This is a genomic window from Geodermatophilus sp. SYSU D01045, assembly GCF_054050295.1.
Window position 1 is genome coordinate 50,693 of sequence record NZ_JBJGZB010000005.1, and the last position, 21,062, is coordinate 71,754.

Annotated in this window: 20 protein-coding genes; 12 read left to right on the plus strand and 8 right to left on the minus strand. The window is 77.0% G+C overall.

All coding sequences use genetic code 11. The annotated features are described in order from the left end of the window. Positions 1–13: 13 nt before the first annotated feature. Complete coding sequence (locus tag ACI798_RS05655) at positions 14–856, plus strand: acetoacetate decarboxylase family protein (protein ID WP_457047439.1); 843 nt, start codon at positions 14–16, stop codon at positions 854–856. A gap of 22 nt (positions 857–878) precedes the next feature. On the opposite strand, the gene ACI798_RS05660 is transcribed toward ACI798_RS05655, so the two are convergent. After that, a complete protein-coding gene (locus tag ACI798_RS05660) occupies positions 879–3,461 on the minus strand; it encodes an ATP-binding protein (protein WP_457047440.1) in 2,583 nt (860 codons plus the stop codon). A gap of 194 nt (positions 3,462–3,655) precedes the next feature. Between ACI798_RS05660 and ACI798_RS05665 the strand changes: the two genes are divergently transcribed. The 6 genes from ACI798_RS05665 to pcaC all read left to right on the plus strand — a co-directional run bounded on the left by ACI798_RS05665 (position 3,656) and on the right by pcaC (position 9,392). Further along, the gene (locus tag ACI798_RS05665; protein ID WP_457047441.1) at positions 3,656–5,347 is read left to right on the plus strand and encodes an FAD-dependent oxidoreductase; all 1,692 of its coding nucleotides are present in this window, start codon (positions 3,656–3,658) and stop codon (positions 5,345–5,347) included. 72 nt (positions 5,348–5,419) lie between these two features. Continuing rightward, positions 5,420–6,166: a protocatechuate 3,4-dioxygenase subunit beta gene (gene pcaH / locus ACI798_RS05670; RefSeq protein ID WP_456939532.1), complete on the plus strand. Its 747-nt coding sequence runs from the start codon at positions 5,420–5,422 to the stop codon at positions 6,164–6,166. Further along, positions 6,163–6,828: a protocatechuate 3,4-dioxygenase subunit alpha gene (pcaG, locus tag ACI798_RS05675; protein ID WP_456939531.1), complete on the plus strand. Its 666-nt coding sequence runs from the start codon at positions 6,163–6,165 to the stop codon at positions 6,826–6,828. Before pcaH ends, pcaG begins: the two co-directional genes overlap by 4 nt. A gap of 52 nt (positions 6,829–6,880) precedes the next feature. Beyond that, positions 6,881–8,209 (plus strand): 3-carboxy-cis,cis-muconate cycloisomerase, encoded by a 1,329-nt coding sequence (gene pcaB / locus ACI798_RS05680; RefSeq protein WP_456939530.1) that lies wholly within the window; start codon positions 6,881–6,883, stop codon positions 8,207–8,209. Then, complete coding sequence (gene pcaD, locus ACI798_RS05685) at positions 8,206–8,985, plus strand: 3-oxoadipate enol-lactonase (RefSeq protein ID WP_456939529.1); 780 nt, start codon at positions 8,206–8,208, stop codon at positions 8,983–8,985. The genes pcaB and pcaD overlap by 4 nt, the downstream gene beginning before the upstream one ends. Continuing rightward, positions 8,982–9,392, plus strand: a complete 411-nt coding sequence (gene pcaC / locus ACI798_RS05690) for a 4-carboxymuconolactone decarboxylase (RefSeq protein ID WP_456939528.1) — start codon at positions 8,982–8,984, stop codon at positions 9,390–9,392. Before pcaD ends, pcaC begins: the two co-directional genes overlap by 4 nt. A 6-nt stretch (positions 9,393–9,398) precedes the next feature. On the opposite strand, the gene ACI798_RS05695 is transcribed toward pcaC, so the two are convergent. Then, the gene (locus tag ACI798_RS05695; RefSeq protein WP_456934869.1) at positions 9,399–9,605 is read right to left on the minus strand and encodes a hypothetical protein; all 207 of its coding nucleotides are present in this window, start codon (positions 9,603–9,605) and stop codon (positions 9,399–9,401) included. Positions 9,606–9,771: 166 nt separating this feature from the next. Here ACI798_RS05695 and ACI798_RS05700 point away from each other — a divergent pair, with 166 nt between their 5' ends. After that, positions 9,772–10,146: a VOC family protein gene (locus tag ACI798_RS05700; RefSeq protein ID WP_457047442.1), complete on the plus strand. Its 375-nt coding sequence runs from the start codon at positions 9,772–9,774 to the stop codon at positions 10,144–10,146. Positions 10,147–10,183: 37 nt separating this feature from the next. Here ACI798_RS05700 and ACI798_RS05705 read toward each other — a convergent pair whose 3' ends face one another. Next, positions 10,184–11,350, minus strand: a complete 1,167-nt coding sequence (locus ACI798_RS05705) for a DUF222 domain-containing protein (RefSeq protein ID WP_457047443.1) — start codon at positions 11,348–11,350, stop codon at positions 10,184–10,186. 168 nt (positions 11,351–11,518) lie between these two features. Between ACI798_RS05705 and ACI798_RS05710 the strand changes: the two genes are divergently transcribed. Both ACI798_RS05710 and ACI798_RS05715 read left to right on the plus strand, forming a co-directional pair. Continuing rightward, a complete protein-coding gene (locus ACI798_RS05710; protein WP_457047444.1) occupies positions 11,519–12,979 on the plus strand; it encodes a benzaldehyde dehydrogenase in 1,461 nt (486 codons plus the stop codon). Between the two features lie 55 nt (positions 12,980–13,034). Then, positions 13,035–13,901: an intradiol ring-cleavage dioxygenase gene (locus tag ACI798_RS05715; RefSeq protein WP_456939523.1), complete on the plus strand. Its 867-nt coding sequence runs from the start codon at positions 13,035–13,037 to the stop codon at positions 13,899–13,901. Here the strand turns inward: ACI798_RS05715 and ACI798_RS05720 are convergent. The 3 genes from ACI798_RS05720 to ACI798_RS05730 are packed head-to-tail and all read right to left on the minus strand — an operon-like array spanning position 13,898 to position 16,085. Next, on the minus strand, positions 13,898–14,731 hold the full coding sequence (locus tag ACI798_RS05720; protein WP_457047445.1) for a 5-oxoprolinase subunit C family protein: 834 nt from the start codon (positions 14,729–14,731) through the stop codon (positions 13,898–13,900). The genes ACI798_RS05715 and ACI798_RS05720 overlap by 4 nt on opposite strands. Further along, a complete protein-coding gene (locus ACI798_RS05725) occupies positions 14,725–15,336 on the minus strand; it encodes a 5-oxoprolinase subunit B family protein (protein WP_456939521.1) in 612 nt (203 codons plus the stop codon). Before ACI798_RS05725 ends, ACI798_RS05720 begins: the two co-directional genes overlap by 7 nt. Further along, a complete protein-coding gene (locus tag ACI798_RS05730; RefSeq protein ID WP_457047446.1) occupies positions 15,336–16,085 on the minus strand; it encodes a LamB/YcsF family protein in 750 nt (249 codons plus the stop codon). The genes ACI798_RS05725 and ACI798_RS05730 overlap by 1 nt, the downstream gene beginning before the upstream one ends. 131 nt (positions 16,086–16,216) lie before the next feature. Here ACI798_RS05730 and ACI798_RS05735 point away from each other — a divergent pair, with 131 nt between their 5' ends. Together ACI798_RS05735 and ACI798_RS05740 are read left to right on the plus strand one after the other, a co-directional pair. Beyond that, positions 16,217–17,272 (plus strand): chemotaxis protein CheB, encoded by a 1,056-nt coding sequence (locus ACI798_RS05735; RefSeq protein ID WP_457047447.1) that lies wholly within the window; start codon positions 16,217–16,219, stop codon positions 17,270–17,272. A gap of 3 nt (positions 17,273–17,275) precedes the next feature. Next, positions 17,276–19,330 carry a CheR family methyltransferase gene (locus tag ACI798_RS05740; protein WP_457047448.1) on the plus strand — a complete coding sequence of 685 codons (2,055 nt, stop codon included), beginning with the start codon at positions 17,276–17,278 and terminating at the stop codon, positions 19,328–19,330. Positions 19,331–19,360: 30 nt separating this feature from the next. Here ACI798_RS05740 and ACI798_RS05745 read toward each other — a convergent pair whose 3' ends face one another. Beyond that, positions 19,361–20,653 carry an ANTAR domain-containing protein gene (locus ACI798_RS05745; RefSeq protein ID WP_456939517.1) on the minus strand — a complete coding sequence of 431 codons (1,293 nt, stop codon included), beginning with the start codon at positions 20,651–20,653 and terminating at the stop codon, positions 19,361–19,363. Continuing rightward, positions 20,650–21,030, minus strand: coding sequence for a hypothetical protein (locus tag ACI798_RS05750; RefSeq protein WP_456939516.1), 381 nt, complete (start codon positions 21,028–21,030; stop codon positions 20,650–20,652). The genes ACI798_RS05745 and ACI798_RS05750 overlap by 4 nt, the downstream gene beginning before the upstream one ends. Between the last annotated feature and the right edge of the window lie 32 nt (positions 21,031–21,062).

The following is a 21,062-nucleotide window of genomic DNA, read 5'->3' on the forward strand; positions in this document are numbered from 1 at the left end:
TGTGCTGGGCGCCGTGACCGGTCCCGTGCGGCTGCCGCTGGCCTACCACGACGCGGCGGTGGCCAGCACCTACCACCTGGCCTCGGCCGCCGCGGTCGCCGCGCTGCTGCCCCGCGACGGCGGCCGGCCGCTGCTCCGGCCACTCGCCCTGCCCGGCGGCCGCACGCCGGTCGCGGTGCACGCCTTCCGCTACCGCACCGTCACCTGGACCGACCCCGACGGCGGCACGCACGCGCTGGCGCCCTACGGCGAGGTGGGCGTGACGGCCGCGGTCGTCGCGGGCCGGGCGGTGCGCGGAGGGCGCCCGGCGGTCGGCGGCTTCGTGCTGCAGCTGCCGGTGACCTCCCGCGAGGCCCGGGACCTCGGCCGCGCCGAGTGGGGGCTGCCGAAGTGGCTCGGCGACATGGACTTCCTCGACGAGCCCGGGCGGCAGCGGGTCCGGCTGTCCGAGGCCGGCGCCGGCGTGCTGGTGCACACCGTGCGCGCCCGCGGTCCGGCGCTGCGCGGCAGCCGGGCGCGGACGCTGTGGTCGGTGCGCGGCGGGCGGCTGCTGGAGACGCGGATCCCGGTGCTCGCCCGGTGGCAGGCCCGGCCCGGGCCCGGCGGCGCCGACCTCGTGCTGGGGGAGCACCCGGTCGCCGACGCGCTGCGCGCCCTCGGCCTGGTCCTCGCGCCGCTGGCCGCCTTCCGTGCCGTCGAGTACCGCAGCACGCTGCCGGCGGGCCGGCCGCTCGGGACCGCGGACGCCGCCCCCGCGCCGGTGCACCCCGGCCGGGACGACGAGTTCGGCCGGTTCACCGTGGCCCACCCGGGGACCGCGCCGCTGCCGCAGTACCCGCCGGTACCGGTCGGCTGACCGGGGTCGGCCGGCCGGCCGGTCAGCCGGGCCGGGCGAGCTCCTCGTCCAGCGCGGCCCAGGGGCCCAGCGCCGCGCCGGCGGCCCGCCCGCGCGCCTCCTCGTCGTCCCCGAGCGCGGCGCGCAGCGCCTCCCGCAGCCGGTCGGCCAGCGCCTGGTGCGGGGACCAGCGGGCCACCCCGAGTCCGGCGCGGGCGGTGTCGGCCGCGCCCACGAGCCGGGCCGCCGCCGCGTGCCGGCCCTCGGCGAGGGCGAGCGCGGCGAGCACCTCCAGGCAGGTCGCGGCGCCCTCCAGGTCACGGGTCCGCCGGTGCAGGGCCACCGCCTCGTCCAGCCGGGCCCGCGCGCGGGGCAGGTCGCCGGCCAGCAGCGCGGCCAGGGCCAGGGCGTCACCGAGCAGCGCGGCGAGCTGGTCGTCGGCGGCCGCGGCGGCGAGGTCCCGCGCCTCGCCCGCGACCCGCTCGGCGCCGGCGGCGTCCCCGCCGGCGAGCGCGACGGCCACGCGGAGCATCCCGCTGAACGCGACCGACCATCCGTCCCCGCTGCGGCGCAGCTGGGCGAGCGCCTCGTCGAGCAGCGGGACGACGCGGGGGTCGGCGGGGGACAGCGTCATCGCCCGCGCGCCGAGGGAGTGGCCCAGCAGCCACGCGTCGTCGCGGCGGCGGGCGTCGTCGACCACGCCCTCGAGCAGGCCGGCCGCACCGGTCCGCTCGCCGAGAGCGATCCGCAGCGACGCGCGGGCCCAGGTCAGCCGGCCGGCCAGGTCCGGCGGCAGCGTGGCCGCCGACGGCAGCGCCGCCGTCTGCTCGGCCAGCTCGGCCATGGCCGGCAGCAGGCCGCGCGCCCACCACCAGCGGACCAGCGGCGCGGTCAGCCGCACGGCCAGGTCCGCGCGGTCGGTGGCCACCGCCCAGCGCAGCGCGGCGCGCAGGTCGGCGGTCTCGGCGTCCAGCCGGTCCCGCCACAGCCGCGCGGCCGGGCCGGCCAGCCCGGCGCCGGCCTCGGCGCCCATCCGGGCCAGGTGCTGCGCCCAGCGGAGCCGGGTCGCCTCCTCCTCGCCCCGCTCGCGCAGCCGCTCCGCGGCGTAGGCGCGGACGAGCTCGAGCATGCGGAACCGCGGCTCGCCGTCGCCGGTGTCGGTGGGGGTGACCAGGCTGTGCCCGACCAGGTCCGACAGCGTCTCCAGGACGTCGAGGTCGCCGGCTCCGTCCTCGTCCCGGCCGGCGCCCACCACCTCGGCGGTGTCGAGGGTGCAGCCGTCGGCGCACACCGACAGCCGCGCCAGCAGCGCCCGGCCGCGCTCGTCGAGCAGGTCGTGGCTCCAGGCGATGGTGGACCGCAGGGTGCGCTGGCGGTCGGGGGCGTCGACGTCGGGGTCGCCGAGGTCGAGCGCCCGGTCCAGGCGGGCCAGCAGCAGCCGCGGGGGCAGCGTGCGCACCCGGGCCGCGGCCAGCTCGACCGCCAGCGGCAGCCCGTCGAGCCGGCGCACCAGCTCGGCGACCGGGCCCGCGGTGGCGCCGGTGAGCGCGAAGGAGGGGTCGGCCTGGCGGGCGCGGGCCACGAACAGCTGCACCGCGGGAGCCGTGCCGTCGTCGTCGCCGGCGGCCGGCGTCCCCAGCGGCTCGATCGGGACGTCGTGCTCGCCGCGCAGCCGCAGCACGGTGCGGCTGGTGACCAGCAGCTGGGTGAGCGGGCAGCGGGCCAGCAGCGTCGCGAGGTCCGGGGCGGCGGAGGTGACCTGCTCGAGGTTGTCGACGACCAGCAGCGCCCGGCGGCCGGCCAGCCGGTCGGCCACCTGGTCGAGGAGGGGGCGGCTGCCCTCGGCGGACACCCCGACCGCCGCGGCCACGGCCGTGGGCACGTCGGCGGGGTCGCGGACGCCGGAGAGGTCGACGAACCACACGCCGTCCCGGTCGGGCTCCACCGCCGCGGCCGCGGCCAGCGCCAGCCGCGTCTTGCCGATGCCGCCGGGCCCGGTGAGCACCACCAGCCGCACCGCGGGGTCGCCCAGCAGCCCGGTGACGCCGGCCAGCTCGGCGGTGCGGTCGACCATCGGCGTGGGCGGCGTCGGCAGCCACCCGGCGGCCAGCCCGGGGGGCGCCGGGACCGGCCGGGTGAAGCGCTCGCTGAGCAGCACGGCGAGGTCGTCGGCGACCAGCTCGGCGAGCTCGGCCGGGTCGCGGTAGGGCGTGGTCGACACGCCGCCCTCGGCCTGCACCCGCTCCAGCAGCCGGGCCAGCCGGGGGTCGCGGCCGGGCGCCGGCGTCCGGACGTAGAGCAGCCGCGGCATGCCCTCGGAGAGGACGAGCTCGTCCTCCAGGCCGGACACCGCCATGTCCGGGCCCACCCAGCCGTAGCGGTCGCCGTAGACGCCGACGAAGACGTCGCTCTGCGCGAGGTAGGCGCGGTAGAGGTCGCGCGGCGGGTGCGGGCGCGCGCCCAGCTCGAACATCACCGGGGTCAGCCGCAGCCGGGCCACGGCGTCGCGGACCGCGCGCCGCTCGGCCGCCAGCTCCTCGAGCGTGGAGGAGACGAAGACGCGCAGCCGCTGGTCGGGCGTCGCGATGGTCCGCGGCATCCCGGGCGTCCCCGCCGGAGCGGCCACGTGCACCTCCCGCCGAGGTTCCCGTCGCCGCGGAGTCTAGGGACGGCGGAGGCGCCCCGGAACCCGGTGACAGCGGGCCCGGGGGAGTGGTTGCATGGCCGCGCCCACGGTCCGCACGGGGGATGCGCGCACCCGGAGAGCCCCGTGCACGGTGCCCTGAACCCGGTCCCCGCCCGCCCGTCCGGAGCGGCGTCGTGACCGCCACCGCGCTGGTCGTCGTCGCCCGGGACGCCGGTCTGCGGACCGCCACCACCCGGGAGCTCGAGCGCCGCTACGGCAGCGACTACCGCGTCGTCGCCGGCACCGGCCCCGGCGAGCTGGACGCCGCGCTGTCCGCCGCGGGGGACCCGGCGGTGGCCGTGCTCCTCGGCGGCCTCGGGGAGGACGACCCCGACGGGCTGGAGGTGCTGCGCACCTGCCACGCGCGGCACCCCGGTGCGATCGCGGTGGCGCTGGTCCGGTGGGGCGCCTTCGAGACCGCCCGGCCGATCTTCGAGGCGATCACCGTCGGCCAGCTCGACCGCTGGGTGTACGCCCCGCAGGGCCGCCCCGACGAGGAGTTCCACCGCTCGGTGACCGAGATCCTCGAGGAGTGGTCCTCGCGGCGGGGCGGCGGCTTCGAGGCGGTGCGGATCATCGGGGACCGGTGGGACCCGCACGCCCAGCACCTGCGCGACCAGATGACCCGCAACCGCATCCCGCTGGGCGTCTACGAGGCCGGCTCGCCCGAGGGCCGCGCGATGCTCGCCGACCTGGAGCTGGAGCGGCCGCGGCTGCCGGTGGTCGTCGTCCGGTTCCGGCCCGAGCAGACCGTGCTCGAGGCGCCCACCGACCTCGACGTGGCCGAGGCGTTCGGCCTGTTCGACCCGCTGGACCCCGACGCCGTCCACGACGTCGCGATCGTCGGGGCCGGCCCCGCCGGCCTGGGCGCGAGCGTGTACGCCGCCTCCGAGGGCCTGGACACGCTGCACCTGGAGTGCGAGGCGGTCGGCGGGCAGGCGGGCACGAGCTCGCTGATCCGCAACTACCTCGGGTTCCCCACCGGCGTGAGCGGCAGCCGGCTGGCGTTCTCCGCCTACCTGCAGGCCTGGGCTTTCGGCACGACGTTCTCCTTCATGCGCACCGCCGCGTCGCTGCGCACCGAGGACGGGCTGCACCGGATCACGCTCCACGACGGGACGGCGGTGCGGGCACGGGCGGTGGTGATCGCCACCGGCGCGGCCTGGCGGCGGGTCGGCGTGCCGGAGCTCGAGGCCTTCACCGGCCGGGGCGTCTTCTACGGGGCGGCGGTCAGCGAGGCGCCGGCGATGGCCGGCCGGCACGTGTTCGTCGTCGGCGGCGGCAACTCGGCCGGGCAGGCGGCGGTGTACCTCTCGCGCTACGCCGAGCGCGTCACCGTGCTGGTCCGCCGGTCCTCGCTCGCCGAGACGATGTCGGACTACCTCATCCGCGAGCTCGAGGCGCTGCCCCGGGTCGAGGTCCGGTACCGCGTGCAGGTGGCCGGCGGCCGCGGCAGCGACGTCCTGGAGACCGTCGTCCTGCGCGACCTGGACACCGGGGCGGAGACCGAGGAGCCGGGGATGCTGTTCGTGATGATCGGCAGCGAGCCGCGCACCGACTGGCTGGCCGGGACGCTGGCCCGCGACCGCTGGGGCTTCCTGCTCACCGGCGCGGCGCTGCTGACCGGTGACGACGTCACGCCGGCCTGGCCGCTGGACCGGCCGCCCGCGCTGCTGGAGACCAGCACGCCGGGCGTCTTCGCCGCCGGCGACGTGCGCCAGGGCTCGGTCAAGCGGGTGGCCTCGGCGGTCGGTGAGGGCGCGCTCGCGGTGACGCTGGTGCACGCCCACCTGGCCTCGCTCGCGGCGTCGTCGGCGGCCCGCTGACGGACCGGCCGCCTTCCGCTGGGCGGGACCCGGCGCTCGCCCGGCGTCGCCGGCCGGACGTACGTTCCCGGTATGACCGGGACCACGTCGGAGGGCAGGCTCGTCCTGCCGCGGTACCTGCGCGAACCCGACGGGACCCGGACGCCCGTCGGCTTTCCGGACTACCGGAGCACCGCGCTGCGCGCGCCGCTGCGCACGCCCGTGGACCTGCCGCACCGGCTCACCGAGGTCACCGGCCCGGTGCTCGGCGAGGACCGGGTGCTCCCCACCGACGCGGACCTGACGCTGCGCCACGGCGGCGAGGCGATCGGCCAGCGGATCCTCGTGTACGGGCGGGTCCTGGACAGCGACGGCCGCCCGGTGCCCGACGCCCTGGTCGAGGTGTGGCAGGCCAACGCGGCCGGCCGCTACCGGCACGTCGTCGACAACTGGCCCGCGCCGCTGGACCCGCACTTCGACGGGCTGGGCCGGGTGGTCACCGACAGCCTGGGCCGGTACGAGTTCATGACGGTCAAGCCCGGCGCCTACCCCTGGGGCAACCACCACAACGCCTGGCGGCCGGCGCACATCCACTTCAGCCTGTTCGGCCGGGCGTTCACCCAGCGCCTGGTCACCCAGATGTACTTCCCGGACGACCCGCTGTTCGGCCAGGACCCGATCTTCAACTCGATCCCCCCGGCGGCCCGGCACCGGGCGGTCAGCCGGTACTCGCTGGAGCGCACCCAGGACAACTGGGCGCTGGCCTTCGAGTGGGACATCGTGCTGCGCGGCACCGAGCAGACCCCGTTCGAGACCGACGACGACGGAGACGTGGCGTGACCGCACACCCCGGGCACCCGGACCCCCTCGACGTCCCGCCGGACCCGGCCGTCCCCTTCCAGCCCCGCTCCGGGCAGCGCGGCACCGGCTTCCTCACCGAGCCGTTCCGGCTGGGCACCACCCCCAGCGCCACGGTGGGGCCCTACCTCGCGATCGGCCTGACCTGGCCGGACGGCGAGTGGGCCGCGGCCGAGGGCACGCCCGGCGGCTTCTGGATCCGCGGCCGGGTGGTCGACGGCGCGGGCGACGTCGTCCCCGACGCGATGGTCGAGACCTGGCAGGCCGACCCGGAGGGCCGCTTCCCCTCGCCGGAGGACCCGCGCGGCGCCTCGGTCCACCCCGGCTTCCGCGGCTACGCGCGCGCCTCCACGATCACCGGCGAGTTCGCGGTGTTCACCCTCAAGCCCGGCCGGGTGCCCGACGGCGAGGGCGGGCTGCAGGCGCCGCACGTCGACGTCTCGGTGTTCGCCCGCGGCCTGCTCGACCGCGTCGTCACCCGGATCTACTTCGCCGACGAGGCCGAGGCCAACGCGGCGGACCCGGTGCTGGCCGCGCTGCCGGAGGACCGCCGGGCCACGCTGCTCGCCGAGCCGAGCGGGGACGGCTACCGCTTCGACGTGCACCTGCAGGGGGACCGCGAGACGGTCTTCTTCGCAGTCTGAGGTGCGCCGCCGTCTGAGCGCGGCTCGCCGCCCACCGGTAGGAGAGGCAGTCGTGACAGGTCTGTTCGCCGGCACCTTCGCCCGCGGCGGTGCGGCGGCGGCCGTGTCCGACGACGCCTGGTTCCGCGCGCTGCTGGAGGTCGAGGCCGCCCTCGCCCGCGCCGCCGCCTCGGCGGGCCTGGTGCCGGCGACGGCGGCCGACGCGGTGACCGCCGCCTGCGCCGACCCCTCGCGACTGGACCTCGCGACCGTCGTCGCGCACGCCGCGGACGCCGGCAACCCGGTGCCGCCGCTGGTGCGGGCGCTGCAGGCCGCGGTGGGGGAGCGCGACGCCGTCGCCGTGCACGTGGGCGCCACCAGCCAGGACGTCCTGGACACCGCGCTGCTGCTGCTGGCCCGGCGGGCGGTGGCGGCGCTGGACGCCGACCTCGCGGCGGCGGCCGACCGGTGCGCGGCGCTGGCGCGGGAGCACCGCGACGACGTGGTCGTCGGCCGCACGCTGATGCAGCAGGCGCTGCCGACGACGTTCGGGCTCAAGGCCGCCGGATGGCTCGCCGGCCTCGACGGCGCGCGGCTGCGGCTGGCCGAGGTGGTCGCCTCGCTGCCGGTGCAGTACGGCGGCGCGGTCGGGACGCTGGCGGCGTCGCGGGGCGCCGGGGTCGCGGTGCGGGCGGCGCTGGCGGAGGAGCTGGGGCTGGTCGCGCCCGCCGTCCCCTGGTTCACCACGCGGCTGCCGGTGGCCGACCTGGCCGGCGCGCTGGGCGCGACCGCGGGCGTGGTGGCGACGGTCGCCGTCGACGTGGTGCTGCTGGCCCAGTCGGAGGTGGCCGAGGTCGCGGAGGGCGGCGAGGGCCGGGGCGGGTCGTCGGCGATGCCGCACAAGCGGAACCCGGTGGCGGCGATCTCGGCGCGGGCCTGCGCGCGGCGCGCGCCGGGGCTGGTGGCGACGCTGCTGGCGGCGATGGAGCAGGAGCACGAGCGGGCCGCCGGCGCGTGGCACAGCGAGTGGCCGACGCTGACCGACCTGCTGGTCACCGTGGGGTCGGCCGCGGCGTGGCTGGCGGAGAGCCTGCGCGGGCTGCGGCCCGACGTCGACCGGATGGCGGCGACGGTGTCGGCGGCCGACGAGGGGGCGCTGGCCGGCGCGCTGGCGGAGGCGCTGACGCCGTCGCTGGGCCGGGCCGCGGCGCACGACGCGGCCGCGGAGGCGGTGCGGCACGCGCGGGAGACCGGCCGGACGCTGGCCGAGCTGGTGGCCATCCGGCACGACGTCGACACCGACGCGGTCCTCGCCGCGGCCGTGCCGGACCTGGGGGAGGCGGTCGCGCAGGTGGACGCCGCGCTGGCCGAGCACGAGCAGCTGGTGGAAGGGGCACCGTGAGCGCGGTCGAGGTCAGTTACACCGAGGACGGGCCGGCCGACGCGCCGGTCGTCGTCCTGTCCAACTCGCTGGGCGCCACCCGGGGGATGTGGGACCCGCAGGTGCCGGCGCTGGCCGAGCGCTACCGCGTCGTCACCTACGACACCCGCGGGCACGGGGAGTCACCCGCGCCGGCCGGGCCGTACACGGTCGACGACCTGGTCGACGACGTCGTCGCGCTGCTGGACCGGCTGGGAGTGCGCCGGGCGCACGTGGCCGGGCTGTCGCTGGGCGGGATGACGGCGATGCGGCTGGCCGCGCGCGAGCCCTCGCGGGTGGGCCGGCTGGCGCTGCTGTGCACCTCGGCGAAGCCGGAGCCGCAGGGCTTCCTCGACCGGGCGGTGCAGGCCCGCTCCGGCGGGACCGCGCCGCTGGCGCCGGCGATCGTGGGCCGCTGGCTGACCCCGGCCTACGCCGCGCAGCACCCGGACCTGGTGGCACGGCTGGAGGCGATGATCGCCGGCGCCGACGACGAGGGGTACGCCAACTGCTGCGAGGCGGTCGGGCACTTCGACGCCCGCGAGGACCTCGCCCGGATCACCGCGCCGACGCTGGTGGTGTCCGGCGCGGAGGACCCGGCGCTGCCGCCGCCGCACCAGCAGGCGATCGCCGACGGGATCGCCGGCGCCACGCTGCTGTCGGTGAGCCCGGGCGCGCACCTGCCCAACCTGGAGCAGCCGCTGGAGGTCACCGGCGCGCTGCTCGGTCACCTCGACGCCGCCGGGGGGCACCTGTGACCGGACCCGACCCGGACGGCCTCTCCACCGACGAGGCCCGCCGCGAGGCCGGGATGCGCACCCGGCGCGAGGTGCTCGGCGACGCGTGGGTGGACCGGGCGGTGGCGAACACGACGCCGTTCACCGCCGGGTTCCAGGACTTCATCACCCGGGTGGCGTGGGGGGACGTCTGGCAGCGGCCGGGCCTCGAGCGGCGCGAGCGCAGCATCGCCACGCTGTCGATCTGCATCGCGCTGCGGCACTGGGACGAGTTCGCGCTGCACGTGCGCGCCGCGGTGCACAACGGCCTGACCGAGGACCAGATCGCCGAGGTCATCCAGCACGCCGCCGTCTACGCCGGCGTCCCGGCCGCCAACCACGCCTTCAAGGTCGCCGGCCCGATCCTCCAGGAGATGCGCGCCGGCTGACCCGGCTCAGTCCCGTCCGGCGGGCTCCGCGGGGCTGGGCGTCAGGGCGATCGCCGCGACGGTGACGAGCCCGACGAGGACCGTCGCGGTCACCTCGTCGTCCAGCCAGTAGTGGAACAGCGCGGCACCCAGGCCGACGAGGACCGCGAGCAGCAGCCGGCTCCGGATCCCGTCCAGGTACGCCCCTCCCGCCTGCACTCCTACGGCCCTCACGAGCAGAACGGTAGGTAGGGATCGGGGCGGCCCCGGGCCCTTCGGGGACGTGCCGCGGACGCGTTCGACGGGCGCGGTGAGTCGTCACGGGGAGGAGCGCCCCGGTCGCCGCCCGCCTCCCGGTGGGCGCCCGGTCCCGTCACTGCCCGGGTGCAGTCTGCCGCGCATGGCCGACTCCTCGTCCCAGCACCGGCACCACGCCATCGACTACGTCGAGCTCGCCGTGACCGACCTCGACCGGGCCCGGCGGTTCTACGCCGACGCCTTCGGCTGGGGGTTCACCGACTACGGCCCCGGCTACGCCGGCATCCAGGACCCGGGCGACCCGGCGGCCGAGGTGGGCGGCCTGCGCCTGGACGACGAGGTCCGTCCCGGCGGCCCGCTCGTGCTGCTCTACTCCGCCGACCTGGACGCCTCCGTGGACGCCGTGACGAGCGCCGGCGGCCGCGTCGTCGACGGCCCGTACGCGTTCCCCGGCGGGCGCCGGTTCCACTTCACCGACCCGAGCGGGAACCAGCTCGGCGTCTGGTCCGAGACCTGACGGCGGGAGGGCGCGCCGGGGCTCCCCCGGGGCGCGGTCAGGCCGCGGGGGCGAGCAGCGGCGCCGGGGTGGTGATCTCGGTGCCGTCGGGTCGGTAGGTGCGCCAGCTTCCGCTGGGTCGTCGTTCGACGCGGAAGCCGTGGTGGACCTTCGTGTGGTGGCGCTCGCAGAGGAGAGCCGAGTTCTCGAGTGAGGTCTCGCCGCCGTCGATCCAGTGGATGAGGTGGTGGACGTCGGCCCACCAGGTCGGGGCGTCGCAGCCGGTGAACACGCACCCGCCGTCGCGCAGCTCGACGGCCCGGCGCAGGTGGCGGTCGGCCAGCCGCTTGTCGCGGCCGAGGTCGAGCGGGGTGCCGTCGGGGCCGAACACCACCCGGGCGATGCTGCCGTCACACGCCAGCCAGCGGGCCTTCGCCGCGGAGATCACCGCCCCGGATCCGAGCTGCCCGCTGCCGTGGCCGGTGGCCAGGGCCTCCAGCGCGATCGTGGCGATCACCTGGGGCCGGGTGCCGCGCAGCACCGGCGCCGCGCCCGCGGCGAGGGTGTTGTCGCACAACTGCACCAGGGCGTCGCCGAGGCGCTGGGCGCGGGTGCGCTCGTCGCCGGCGGGCCGGTCGGCCTGCACGTGCGCCTCGAGGGCGGTCTGCAGCCGCTCCCCGCCCACCGCATCGAGGTGCCCGCGGAGGGACAGGCTGCCGTCGGCGTGCCGGGACAAGGTCAGCGACCGGCCCTCGGTGGGGTCCGGCTCGGGACCGTCGGGGTCGAGGTCGGTGCAGTAGTGCTGCACCACCTGTACCAGCGCGGCGTGGTCCTGCTCCACCGCCACCCGGGTCAACACGGCGTCGATCACGGCCAGGTCCACTCCGGCGTCCGCGGCGGCCACCAGGCGCTCGGGGGTCACCGCGCGAGCGGCCACGGCGACCTGCTCGGCGGACACGAGACCGGCGGCGTGCGCCTCGGCCAGCGCCGGCAGGTGCTCCAGCGCCCGGCCGTTGCGCACCAGCCGCGACGCCTCGGCGGCCGAGAGCCGGCAGTGCCCGCGCAGCCACGAGGTCATCGACCTCAGCCCGTCGCGCTCCGGTGCCTGGGACAGCTCCGCGGCCCGCACCGCCCGGGCCAGGCGGGCGTCGATCCGGTTGCGCTCGGCGACCAGCGCGGCGACGTCGTCGAGGACGTCACCGCCGCCCAGCCCACCCGAACGCATGATCGAAGTCCAGCCGACCCGACGCCCTCCAGCGATGCGGATCCCCAGGTCAGGAGCCTGTGCGCAGACCTTGCCGACCCCTTGCGCGGTGGTCAGCAGACACCTCCGCGAGGATCGCAGGCGCACGGGGAACAGCGGGACCAGCAGCGGGACGAAGAGAGGGACGACGTGGCACTCCTGGACGACGGCGCGTGGCAGGGCAAGGTGTGGACCGGAGACTGGACCGACGGGTCCGGCGGCACGTACGACGCGGTGGAGCCGGCCACCGGCGACGTCATCGCGCCGGTCGGGAGGGCGACTCCCGAGGACGTCCACGCGGCAGCCGAGCGGGCAGCAGAGGCTCAGCGCGCGTGGGCCGCCGCACCGTTCGAGGAGCGCGCGCGGGTGCTGCGCCGGGCCGGCCAGGTGCTGGAGGACAACGCCGACGAGATCAAGGGCTGGCTGGCCCGCGAGTCCGGCGCCATCCAGCCGTTCGGCGACTTCCAGGTCCACACCAGCGCCCAGGAGTGCTACGAGGCGTCCGCGCTCCCCAGCCACCCCTACGGGGAGCTGCTGCGCACCGGCGCCCCGCGGCTGAGCTTCGCCCGCCGCGTCCCGGCCGGCGTCGTCGGCGTCATCGCGCCGTTCAACGTGCCGACCATCCTCGCGATCCGCGCGATCGCCCCGGCGCTCGCGCTCGGCAACGCCGTCGTCCTCAAGCCCGACCCGCGCACCGCGATCTCCGGCGGCGCCGTCTTCGCCCGCGTCTTCGAGGAGGCCGGGCTGCCGGCCGGCGTCTTCCAGGTCCTGCCCGGCGGGGCCGACGTCGGCGAGGCGCTGGTGACCGCCCCGCAGGTGCGGGTCATCGCCTTCACCGGCTCGACGAAGGCCGGCCGGATCGTGGGCGCGCTCGCCGGCCAGCACCTCAAGCGGGCGCACCTCGAGCTCGGCGGCAACTCCGCGCTGGTCGTGCTGCCCGACGTCGACGTGACCGCGGCCGCGAGCGTCGGCGCCTGGGGCACGTTCAGCCACCAGGGCCAGATCTGCATGGCCACCAGCCGCCACCTGGTGCACGAGTCGATCGCCGAGGAGTACACCGCCGTCCTCACCGAGAAGGTCGAGAAGCTGCCGGTCGGGGACCCGTTCCGCGAGCAGGTCGCGCTCGGCCCGCTCATCGACGCCGGCCAGCGCGACCGTGTCCACGGGCTGGTCACCGCCAGCGTCGACAAGGGCGCCACCGTGCGCACCGGCGGCACCTACGAGGGGCTGTTCTACCGGCCGACCGTCCTCGGCGGCGTCGCGATCGACCACTCGGCCTACCAGGAGGAGATCTTCGGCCCGGTCGCCCCGGTGACGCCGTTCTCCGGCCTCGACGAGGTCGCCGGGCTCGCCGCCGGCACCGAGTACGGCCTGAGCCTGGGCATCCTTACCCGCGACGTCTACGCCGGCCTCGAGCTCGCCGAGCGCATCCCGTCCGGCCTGGTCCACATCAACGACCAGACGGTCAACGACGAGGCGGTCGCCCCGTTCGGTGGCGTCGGCGCCTCGGGCACCGGCTCCCGGCACGGCGGCCCGCAGGCCAACATCGAGGCGTTCACCGAGACCCAGTGGGTGACCGTGCGCGGCGACCTGCCCGCCTACCCGTTCTGAGCACCCGGGGTCGTGCACTTCCGCGGAGGTGCACGGCCCCGGGAGAGTGGCCGGCATGCACGAGCTGTTCAGCGAGGAGCGCTCGGCCGACGTCGTCGCGGCGAGCTTCGCCGGCACGCCCGACCCGCGGCTGCGGCAGGTGCTGACCTCCCTGGTCCGCCACCTGCACGCCTTCGTCAAGGACGTCGAGCTCACCGAGGAGGAGTGGGCGTTCGCGATCGACTTCCTCACCCGCACCGGGCACACGAGCGACGACGTCCGGCAGGAGTTCGTCCTGCTCTCCGACGTCCTCGGGGTCTCGATGCTGGTGGAGACGATCAACCACCGCTCGGGCGGCACGTCGACCGAGTCGACCGTGCTCGGGCCCTTCCACGTGGTGGAGTCCCCGCCCCGGCAGCTCGGCGACGACATCGCCCTCGACGGCAAGGGCACCCCGTGCCTGGTGTCGGGTCGGGTCACCGGCCCGGACGGCGAGCCGCTGGCCGGCGCCGCCGTCGACGTCTGGCAGGCCAACGCGGACGGCTTCTACGACGTCCAGCAGCCGGACGTGCAGCCGCCGGGCAACCTGCGTGGCCTGTTCACCGCCGACGACGACGGCTGCTTCTGGTTCCGCTCGGTGGTGCCGCGCTACTACCCGATCCCCGACGACGGCCCGGTCGGGCAGCTGCTGGCCGCGACGGGCCGGCACCCCAACCGCCCGGCGCACCTGCACGTCATCGTCGCCGCGGAGGGCTACCGGCCGGTGACCACGCACGTGTTCGTCGCCGATTCGCCCTACCTGGACTCCGACGCCGTCTTCGGGGTCAAGGAGAGCCTGGTCCGGGAGGTGCCCGAGGTCGACGACCCGGAGCGCGCGGCGGAGGTCGGGCTGGCCAACCCCTTCCGCACGCTCACCTTCGACCTCACCCTCCTCCGCGCCTAGCGCCGGAACCGCAGCACCTGCCCGGGGCGCAGCTGCGCGCAGCGGTCGACGTCGTCGTCGGCGACGTAGCCGGCCACCGGGTAGCCGCCGGTCACCGGCGCGTCCGCGAGGAACAGCACCGGCCGGCCCGACGGTGGCACCTGCACCGCGCCGCGGACCAGCCCCTCGCTGGCCAGCTCACCCCCGACCGCGCGGTCCAGCCGCGGGCCGGCCAGCCGCAGCCCCACCCGGTTGCTCTCCGCGCTGACCGTCCACGCGGCCGACCCGAGCGCGTCCAGCGCCGCACCCGTCAGCCAGTCGGCGCGCGGGCCGGGCAGCAGCCGCACCGTCACCTCCCCGGCGGGCGGGTCGGCGACCGGCGCGACGTCGACGCCGGGCACCGGGCCGGCGGTGTCCCCGACCGGCAGGACGTCCCCGGCGCGCAGCGGCGCCGGCCCGAGGCCGGAGAGCACGTCGGTGGACCGAGAGCCCAGCACCGGCGGCACGGCGATCCCGCCGCGGACGGCGAGGTAGGTGCGCAGCCCCGCGGCCGGCGTCCCGAGTGCCAGCGTCGCCCCGGCGCGCAGCAGGCCCGGCGCCGCGTGCACCGGGGACCCCGGGCACCGCGCGCCCGTGGTGACGACGAGCAGGTCGGCCCCGGCGCGCACCGCCAGCCCGCCGAGGGTCACCTCCAGCACCGCGGCCGCGGGGTCGTTGCCCACCAGGCGGCCGGCCAGCGCGGCCGCGGCGCGGTCGGCCGCCCCCGACCGGCCCACGCCGATCCCGCCGAGCCCCGGCCGGCCGAGGTCCTGCACCGTGGTCAGCGGGCCGGGGGACAGGACGGTCAGCACGGCACGAACCGCACCCGCACGCCCGGGCGCAGCAGCGCGGCCGGGTCGCGGGACAGGTCGAACACCGCGACGTCGGTGCGCCCGACCAGCCGCCACCCGCCCGGCGACGCGCTCGGGTAGACCCCGGTGAACCCGCCGGCCAGGCCCACCGACCCGGCCGGCACCCGCGTCCGCGGGGTGGCCAGCCGCGGCACGTCCCACGGGTCGGCTCCGGCCTCCAGGGACGGGACGCAGTAGCCGAAGCCGGGGGAGAACCCGCAGAAGGCCACCGTCCACTCCCGCCCGCTGTGCGCCGCGACGACGCCGTCGGGGTCGGTGCCGAGCAGCTCCGCGACGTCGGCGAGGTCGGCGCCGTCGTAGTGCACCGGCAGCTCGACCCGCTCGCCGGTGCCCGCCCGGCCGGGCCGCCACGGCAGCCGCTCCAGGGCGGCCCGCACGTCCGCGAGGTCCCCGTCGGCCACCACCAGCACCGTCCGCGCGGCCGGGACGACGTCGACGACGCCCGGCAGCGCCCGGTCGCGCAGCGCGGCGGAGAAGCCGAGGACGGCGTCGAGGTCGTCGAGCTCGACCAGCAGCGCGGCCGACCCGCTCGGCAGGACGCGCATCAGGTGAACGGCGCCAGCGCGACGCCGGCGCCGGTGAGCGCCGACCGCACCGCCCGGGCGATCGCCACCGCGCCGGGGGTGTCGCCGTGCACGCAGATCGAGTCCGGCGTCAGCACCAGCGGGCCGCCGCCGACGTCGGTCACCGGCTCCCCGGCGGCCATCGCGACGCACCGCCGGGCGATCTCGCCGGCGTCGGTGAGCACCGCACCCGGCTGCCGGCGGGGGACCAGCGTGCCGTCCGGGGTGTAGGCGCGGTCGGCGAACGCCTCGGCCACCGTGGGCAGCCCCGCCTCGCCCGCCAGCCGCAGGAACGCCGAGCCCGGCAGCCCGAGCACGGGCAGCGACCGGTCGTAGGCCGCGACGGCGGAGACCACGGCCGCGGCCTGCTCCTGGTGGGTGACGATCGCGTTGTAGAGCGCCCCGTGCGGCTTGACGTACCGCACCCGCGTGCCCGCCGCCCGCGCCAGGCCGTCGAGCGCGCCGAGCTGGTAGAGCACGTCGGCGGCCAGCTCGTCGGGCGCGGCGTCGAGGAACCGGCGGCCGAAGCCGGCGAGGTCCCGGTAGGACACCTGCGCCCCGATCGCGACGCCGGCGTCCGCGGCCTGCGCGCACACCCGCCGCAGCGTCAGCGGGTCCCCGGCGTGGAAGCCGCAGGCGACGTTCGCGCTGGTCACCACCTGCAGCATCGCGGCGTCGTCGCCGAGGGTCCACGCACCGAAGGACTCCCCGAGGTCCGCGTTGAGGTCCACGGCCACATCCTCGCGGGCGACCCGCGCACGCCGTGCGGTCAGCCGGCCGGGAGGCAACTACGGTCTCCCTGACGCCGTTCCGTACCGGCCCGCACCGGGCGGCGCACGGAGCTCGGGAGGAGGCGGTCAGGATGCACCGCGACCTGGTGGTCGTCGGCGCCTCGGCCGGGGGCGTCGAGGCGTTGCGCGAGCTGCTCGCCGGCCTCCCGCGGCACCTGCCCGCCCCGGTGCTGGTGGTGCTGCACATGCCCTCCAGCGGCCGCAGCGCCCTGCCCGCCGTCCTCGCCCGCGTGTCGGCGCTGCCCGTGCACGCGGCCATCGACGGGATGGCGCTGCGGCCGGGGACCGTCACCGTCGCCGTGCCCGACCGGCACCTGATGGTCGTGGACGGCCACCTCCTGCTGTCCCGGGGGCCGCGGGAGAACGGCCACCGTCCCGCGATCGACGTGCTGTTCCGCTCGGCCGCGCGCGTGCACGGGCCGGGGGTGGTGGGCGTGGTCCTGTCCGGCGCGCTCGACGACGGCACCGCCGGGACGATCGCGATCCGGGCGCGGGGCGGCGTCGTCGTCGCGCAGGACCCCGAGGACGCCCTCTACGCGAGCATGCCGCTGCACGCTCTGCAGGTCGGCGGCGCGGACTGCGTCGTGCCCGTCTCCGGCATGCCCGCGCTGCTCGAGCGGCTGCTGCGCGAGGAGGTCGACGACGCCGCCGCGCCACCCCCGACGGACCTGATGACCACGGAGACGGAGATGGCCCAGCTCGACGGCGACGCGATGGACCAGGACGACCGCCCCGGGACGCCGGCCGGTTTCGGCTGCCCGACCTGCCACGGCTCCCTGTTCTCGATCACCGAGGGCGGCATGGAGCGCTTCCGCTGTCGGGTCGGGCACGCCTGGTCGCCCGAGGCGCTGGCCGCCGAGCAGGCGCAGGCGCTGGAGGGCGCGCTGTGGATGGCGCTGCGTGGCCTGGAGGAGCGGGCCTCGCTCAGCCTGCGGATGGGCATGCGCGCGGAGGCGGGCGGCCACCGGCACAGCGCGCTGGCCTTCCGCCGCCGGCACGACGAGGCGCTGCGCGCCGCCGGCCTGCTGCGGCGGCTGCTCGAGCAGGGGGCGCTCAACGGTGAGGGCGTCCCGGACCCCACCGACGACGTCCTCGGCGACCCGACCGACAGCGTGACGGGGGCCTGACCCGTGGCCGAGGAGCAGCGGCGCACCGCCGACGGCCGGGCGCCCGGCGAGGGGACCGGCCGGCGGCCGGCCACGGACGATCCGGCCACGGACGACCCCGCCCTGGACGACCCGGCACTGGACGACCCCGCCCTGGACGACCCCGACCTCGACGACCCGGACACCGACGGCGCCGTGCTGGAGGACGCCGACGACGCCGAGGCCGACGTCTTCAGCGACGCCGCCGCGGGCCTGGACCCCGACTTCGAGTCGCTGCTGGTCTACCTGCGCGAGCGGCGCGGCTTCGACTTCACCGGCTACAAGCGGCCGAGCCTGGTCCGCCGCGTGCGCCGGCGCATGGCGGAGGTCGGCATCGCCTCGGTCACCGAGTACCAGGACTTCCTCGAGGTCCACCCCGACGAGTTCGCGCCGCTGTTCAACACGATCCTCATCAACGTCACGAGCTTCTTCCGCGACCGCCCCGCGTGGGAACACCTGCGCGACCGGCTGCTCCCGGACCTGCTGGCCGCGGCCGGGCCGGTCATCCGGGTGTGGAGCGCCGGCTCGGCGTCGGGCCAGGAGGCCTACAGCCTGGCGATCCTGCTGGCCGAGGCGCTCGGCGTGGACGAGTTCCGCGAGCGGGTGAAGATCTACGCCACCGACGTCGACGAGGAGGCGCTGGCCCAGGGCCGCCAGGCGCTGTTCACCGAGCGCGAGATGACCGGCCTGGGCCCCGAGCAGGTGGAGCGGTACTTCACCCAGGAGGGCACCCGCTTCGCCTTCCGCAAGGACCTGCGGCGTTCGGTCATCTTCGGCCGCAACGACCTGGTGCAGGACGCGCCCATCTCGCACGTCGACCTGCTGCTGTGCCGCAACACCCTCATGTACTTCAACGCGGAGACGCAGAACCGCATCCTCGGCCGGCTGCACTTCGCGCTCGCCCCGCACGGGCTGCTGTTCCTCGGCAAGGCCGAGATGCTGCTCTCGCACACCCAGCTGTTCGTGCCGGTCGACCTCACCCGCCGCTTCTTCCGCAAGCGGGACGGCGCGGCGGCGCCCGAGCGCCGCGTGGTCCCGGCCCTGCCGCGTGGCGACCTCGACGGCGGCCTCGGCGACCTCTCCCGGCTGCGCCGCCAGGCGATGCTCGCCTCGCCCGACGCCCAGCTCGTCCTCGACGCCGACGGGCGGCTGGTGATGGTGAACCAGCAGGCCGAGCGGCTGTTCCGGGTCGACGAGCGCGACGTCGGCCGGCCGTTCCAGGACCTGGAGGTCTCCTACCGGCCGGTCGAGCTGCGCAGCGCGATCGCCGAGGCGGTCAGCAGCCGCCGGACGGTGTGGCTGCGCGGCGTCGAGCGCCACCAGCCCCGGGCCGAGGCGCTGGTCTTCGACGTCCAGGTGGTGCCACTGTCCCGCGAGGACGGCAGCCCGCTCGGCAGCACGGTCGTCTTCGAGGACGTCACCCGCTACCGGCGGCTGCAGCGGGAGCTGGAGTTCGCCAACCGGCAGCTGGAGACCGCCTACGAGGAGCTGCAGTCGACCAACGAGGAGCTGGAGACCACCAACGAGGAGCTGCAGTCCACGGTCGAGGAGCTGGAGACCACCAACGAGGAGCTCCAGTCGACCAACGAGGAACTGGAGACGATGAACGAGGAGCTCCAGTCGATGAACGACGAGCTCCACACGACCAACGAGGAGCTGCGCGCCAGCACCGACGAGGTCGCCACGCTCAACCAGTTCATGACGGGGGTGCTCTCGAGCTTCCGCGCCGGGGTCGTCGTCGTCGACCAGGACCTGCGGGTGCTGGCCTGGAACGCCGCGGCCGAGGACCTCTGGGGCATGCGGCAGGACGAGGTGGCCGGGCAGTACCTGCTCAACCTGGACATCGGCCTGCCGGTCTCCGAGCTGCACCCGCTGCTGCGCCGCCAGGTGGCCGGGGACGGCCCGGCGCACGAGACCGTCGAGCTGCGGGCGGTCAACCGCCGCGGCCGGCCGGTGCGGGTCCGGGTGACCGTCAGCGCCTTCGCGCCCTCCCCGGGCCAGCGCGGCGGCGCCGTCGTGCTCATGGACCCGGCGGAGTAGCGGAGGACCCCGTCCCGGCTCGTCACCCGGTCAGTGGGTGGCGGCGATGACCTCGTCGACGTGGCCCTGCACGACCAGCTGGGCGAGGTCGCGGACCTTGACGTTGAGCCGGTTGCTCAGGGTGACCAGGCGGGCGAAGGCGTCGTCGGCGTCGACGCCCAGCCGCCCCATGAGCACGCCCTTGGCCTGGTCGATGACCGCCCGCGAGGACAGCGCCTGCTCCAGGTTGGACGTGAGCCGGCGCAGCGCCTCCCGCTCGCCGACCTCCTGCAGGACGGCGGCCACGGCGACGGCCACCAGCTCGGCGATGCGCCGGTCGGCGACGCCGAACGCGTCGGCGTCCGGGGAGTACACGTTGAGCACGCCGGCCGGCTCGCCCGACAGCGCCAGCGGCACCGCGAGGACGCTGCGGACCGGTCCGGCCGCGGCCAGCCGGGCCAGTGCCGGCCAGCGCTGGTCGGTGCGCAGGTCACCCGCGACGACGACCTCGCCCCGCGCGGCGGCGTCCCAGCACGGCCCCTCCTCCGCGCGCATCTGCCGCCCGTCGGCGTCCTGGGCGGCCACGGAGTCGCTGCCGACCGCCCGCGGGGACGTGGGGGAGCCGATCGTGACGCTCACCCAGCTCGCCGCGGGGACGGCGCTGGCGGTGAGCGCGGCCATCCGGCCGAGCAGGTGCTGGCGGTCCACGGAGGCGCCGGTCAGCCGGGTCAGCTGGGTGAGCGCCTCGGCCACGGTGACCGGCGCGCCGTCGCCGGTCCCGTGACCGGCGGACGGCTCCCCGCCGGGGGCCTCCGGGCCGTCGAGCGGGATGCCGCTGCTCTCGGTGACCAGCACCCAGCGGATCCGCGCCCGCAGCGCGTCCGGGTCGATCACCTCCGTCGCCCCGAACAGCTGTCCCGCGGTCGTCGCGCCGTCCCGCCCCCGGACGGTGACCGGACCGCGGTACTCGGTCGTCCCGCCCCTGCCGAGCGCCCGCAGCGCGGTGCGGAAGGCCGAGACGTCGTGCGGGTCGAGGTACACGGTCAGGGGCTTGCCGGCCAGCCGGGGCAGCGAGACGCCGAGGACCGCCGCGAGCGCCGGGTTGACCTCGACGAGCTTGCCCGTGCCGTCGGTGACGAACAGGCCGACGGGCAGGACCGCCGCGACGTGCTCGTGCCACCGGCGCTCGCCCTCGTAGCGCTGCACGAGCCGGGTGATCTCCTCCTGCTGGGCCCGCAGCTCCTCCTCGGCGACCCGGAGCTCCTCGTGGACCACGTCGAGGTCGGCGAGGTCGTCCACAACGTGCCGCGCACCCACGGGGGACGCCCGCCCGGTCTCGTTCACGGGGTCGCCTCCTCGTGCGCCTCGGCCGTGTCCTCGGCCGCCAGCCGCCGGTCCTCCGCCGCCTCGTCGCGGTGCCGGGCCGCCTGGCGCCGGTGCTCCTCGGGGTCGCCGACCCCCTGCTCGGCGGCGGTCTCGTGCACCCGGGCCGCGCGCTCGTGCACCCGGGCCGTGTGCTCGTGCCGCGCGGCGGCGCGGCGGTGGGCCGCCTCCGCGTGCTCGACGGAGTCCTCGGCCGCCTCCTGCGCCGCCCGGACGTCGTCCTCGGACGGCAGCTGGCCCGAGGTCAGGCGGACCAGCCGCTCGGCCAGCTCGCGGGTGCGCCGGGCGGCGGTCTCCGCGCGCGCCGCCGCCTGGCGCCCGGGGTCCTCAGCGCTCATGGGCCCATCGTCCTCGTCCGCGAGGCACCCTG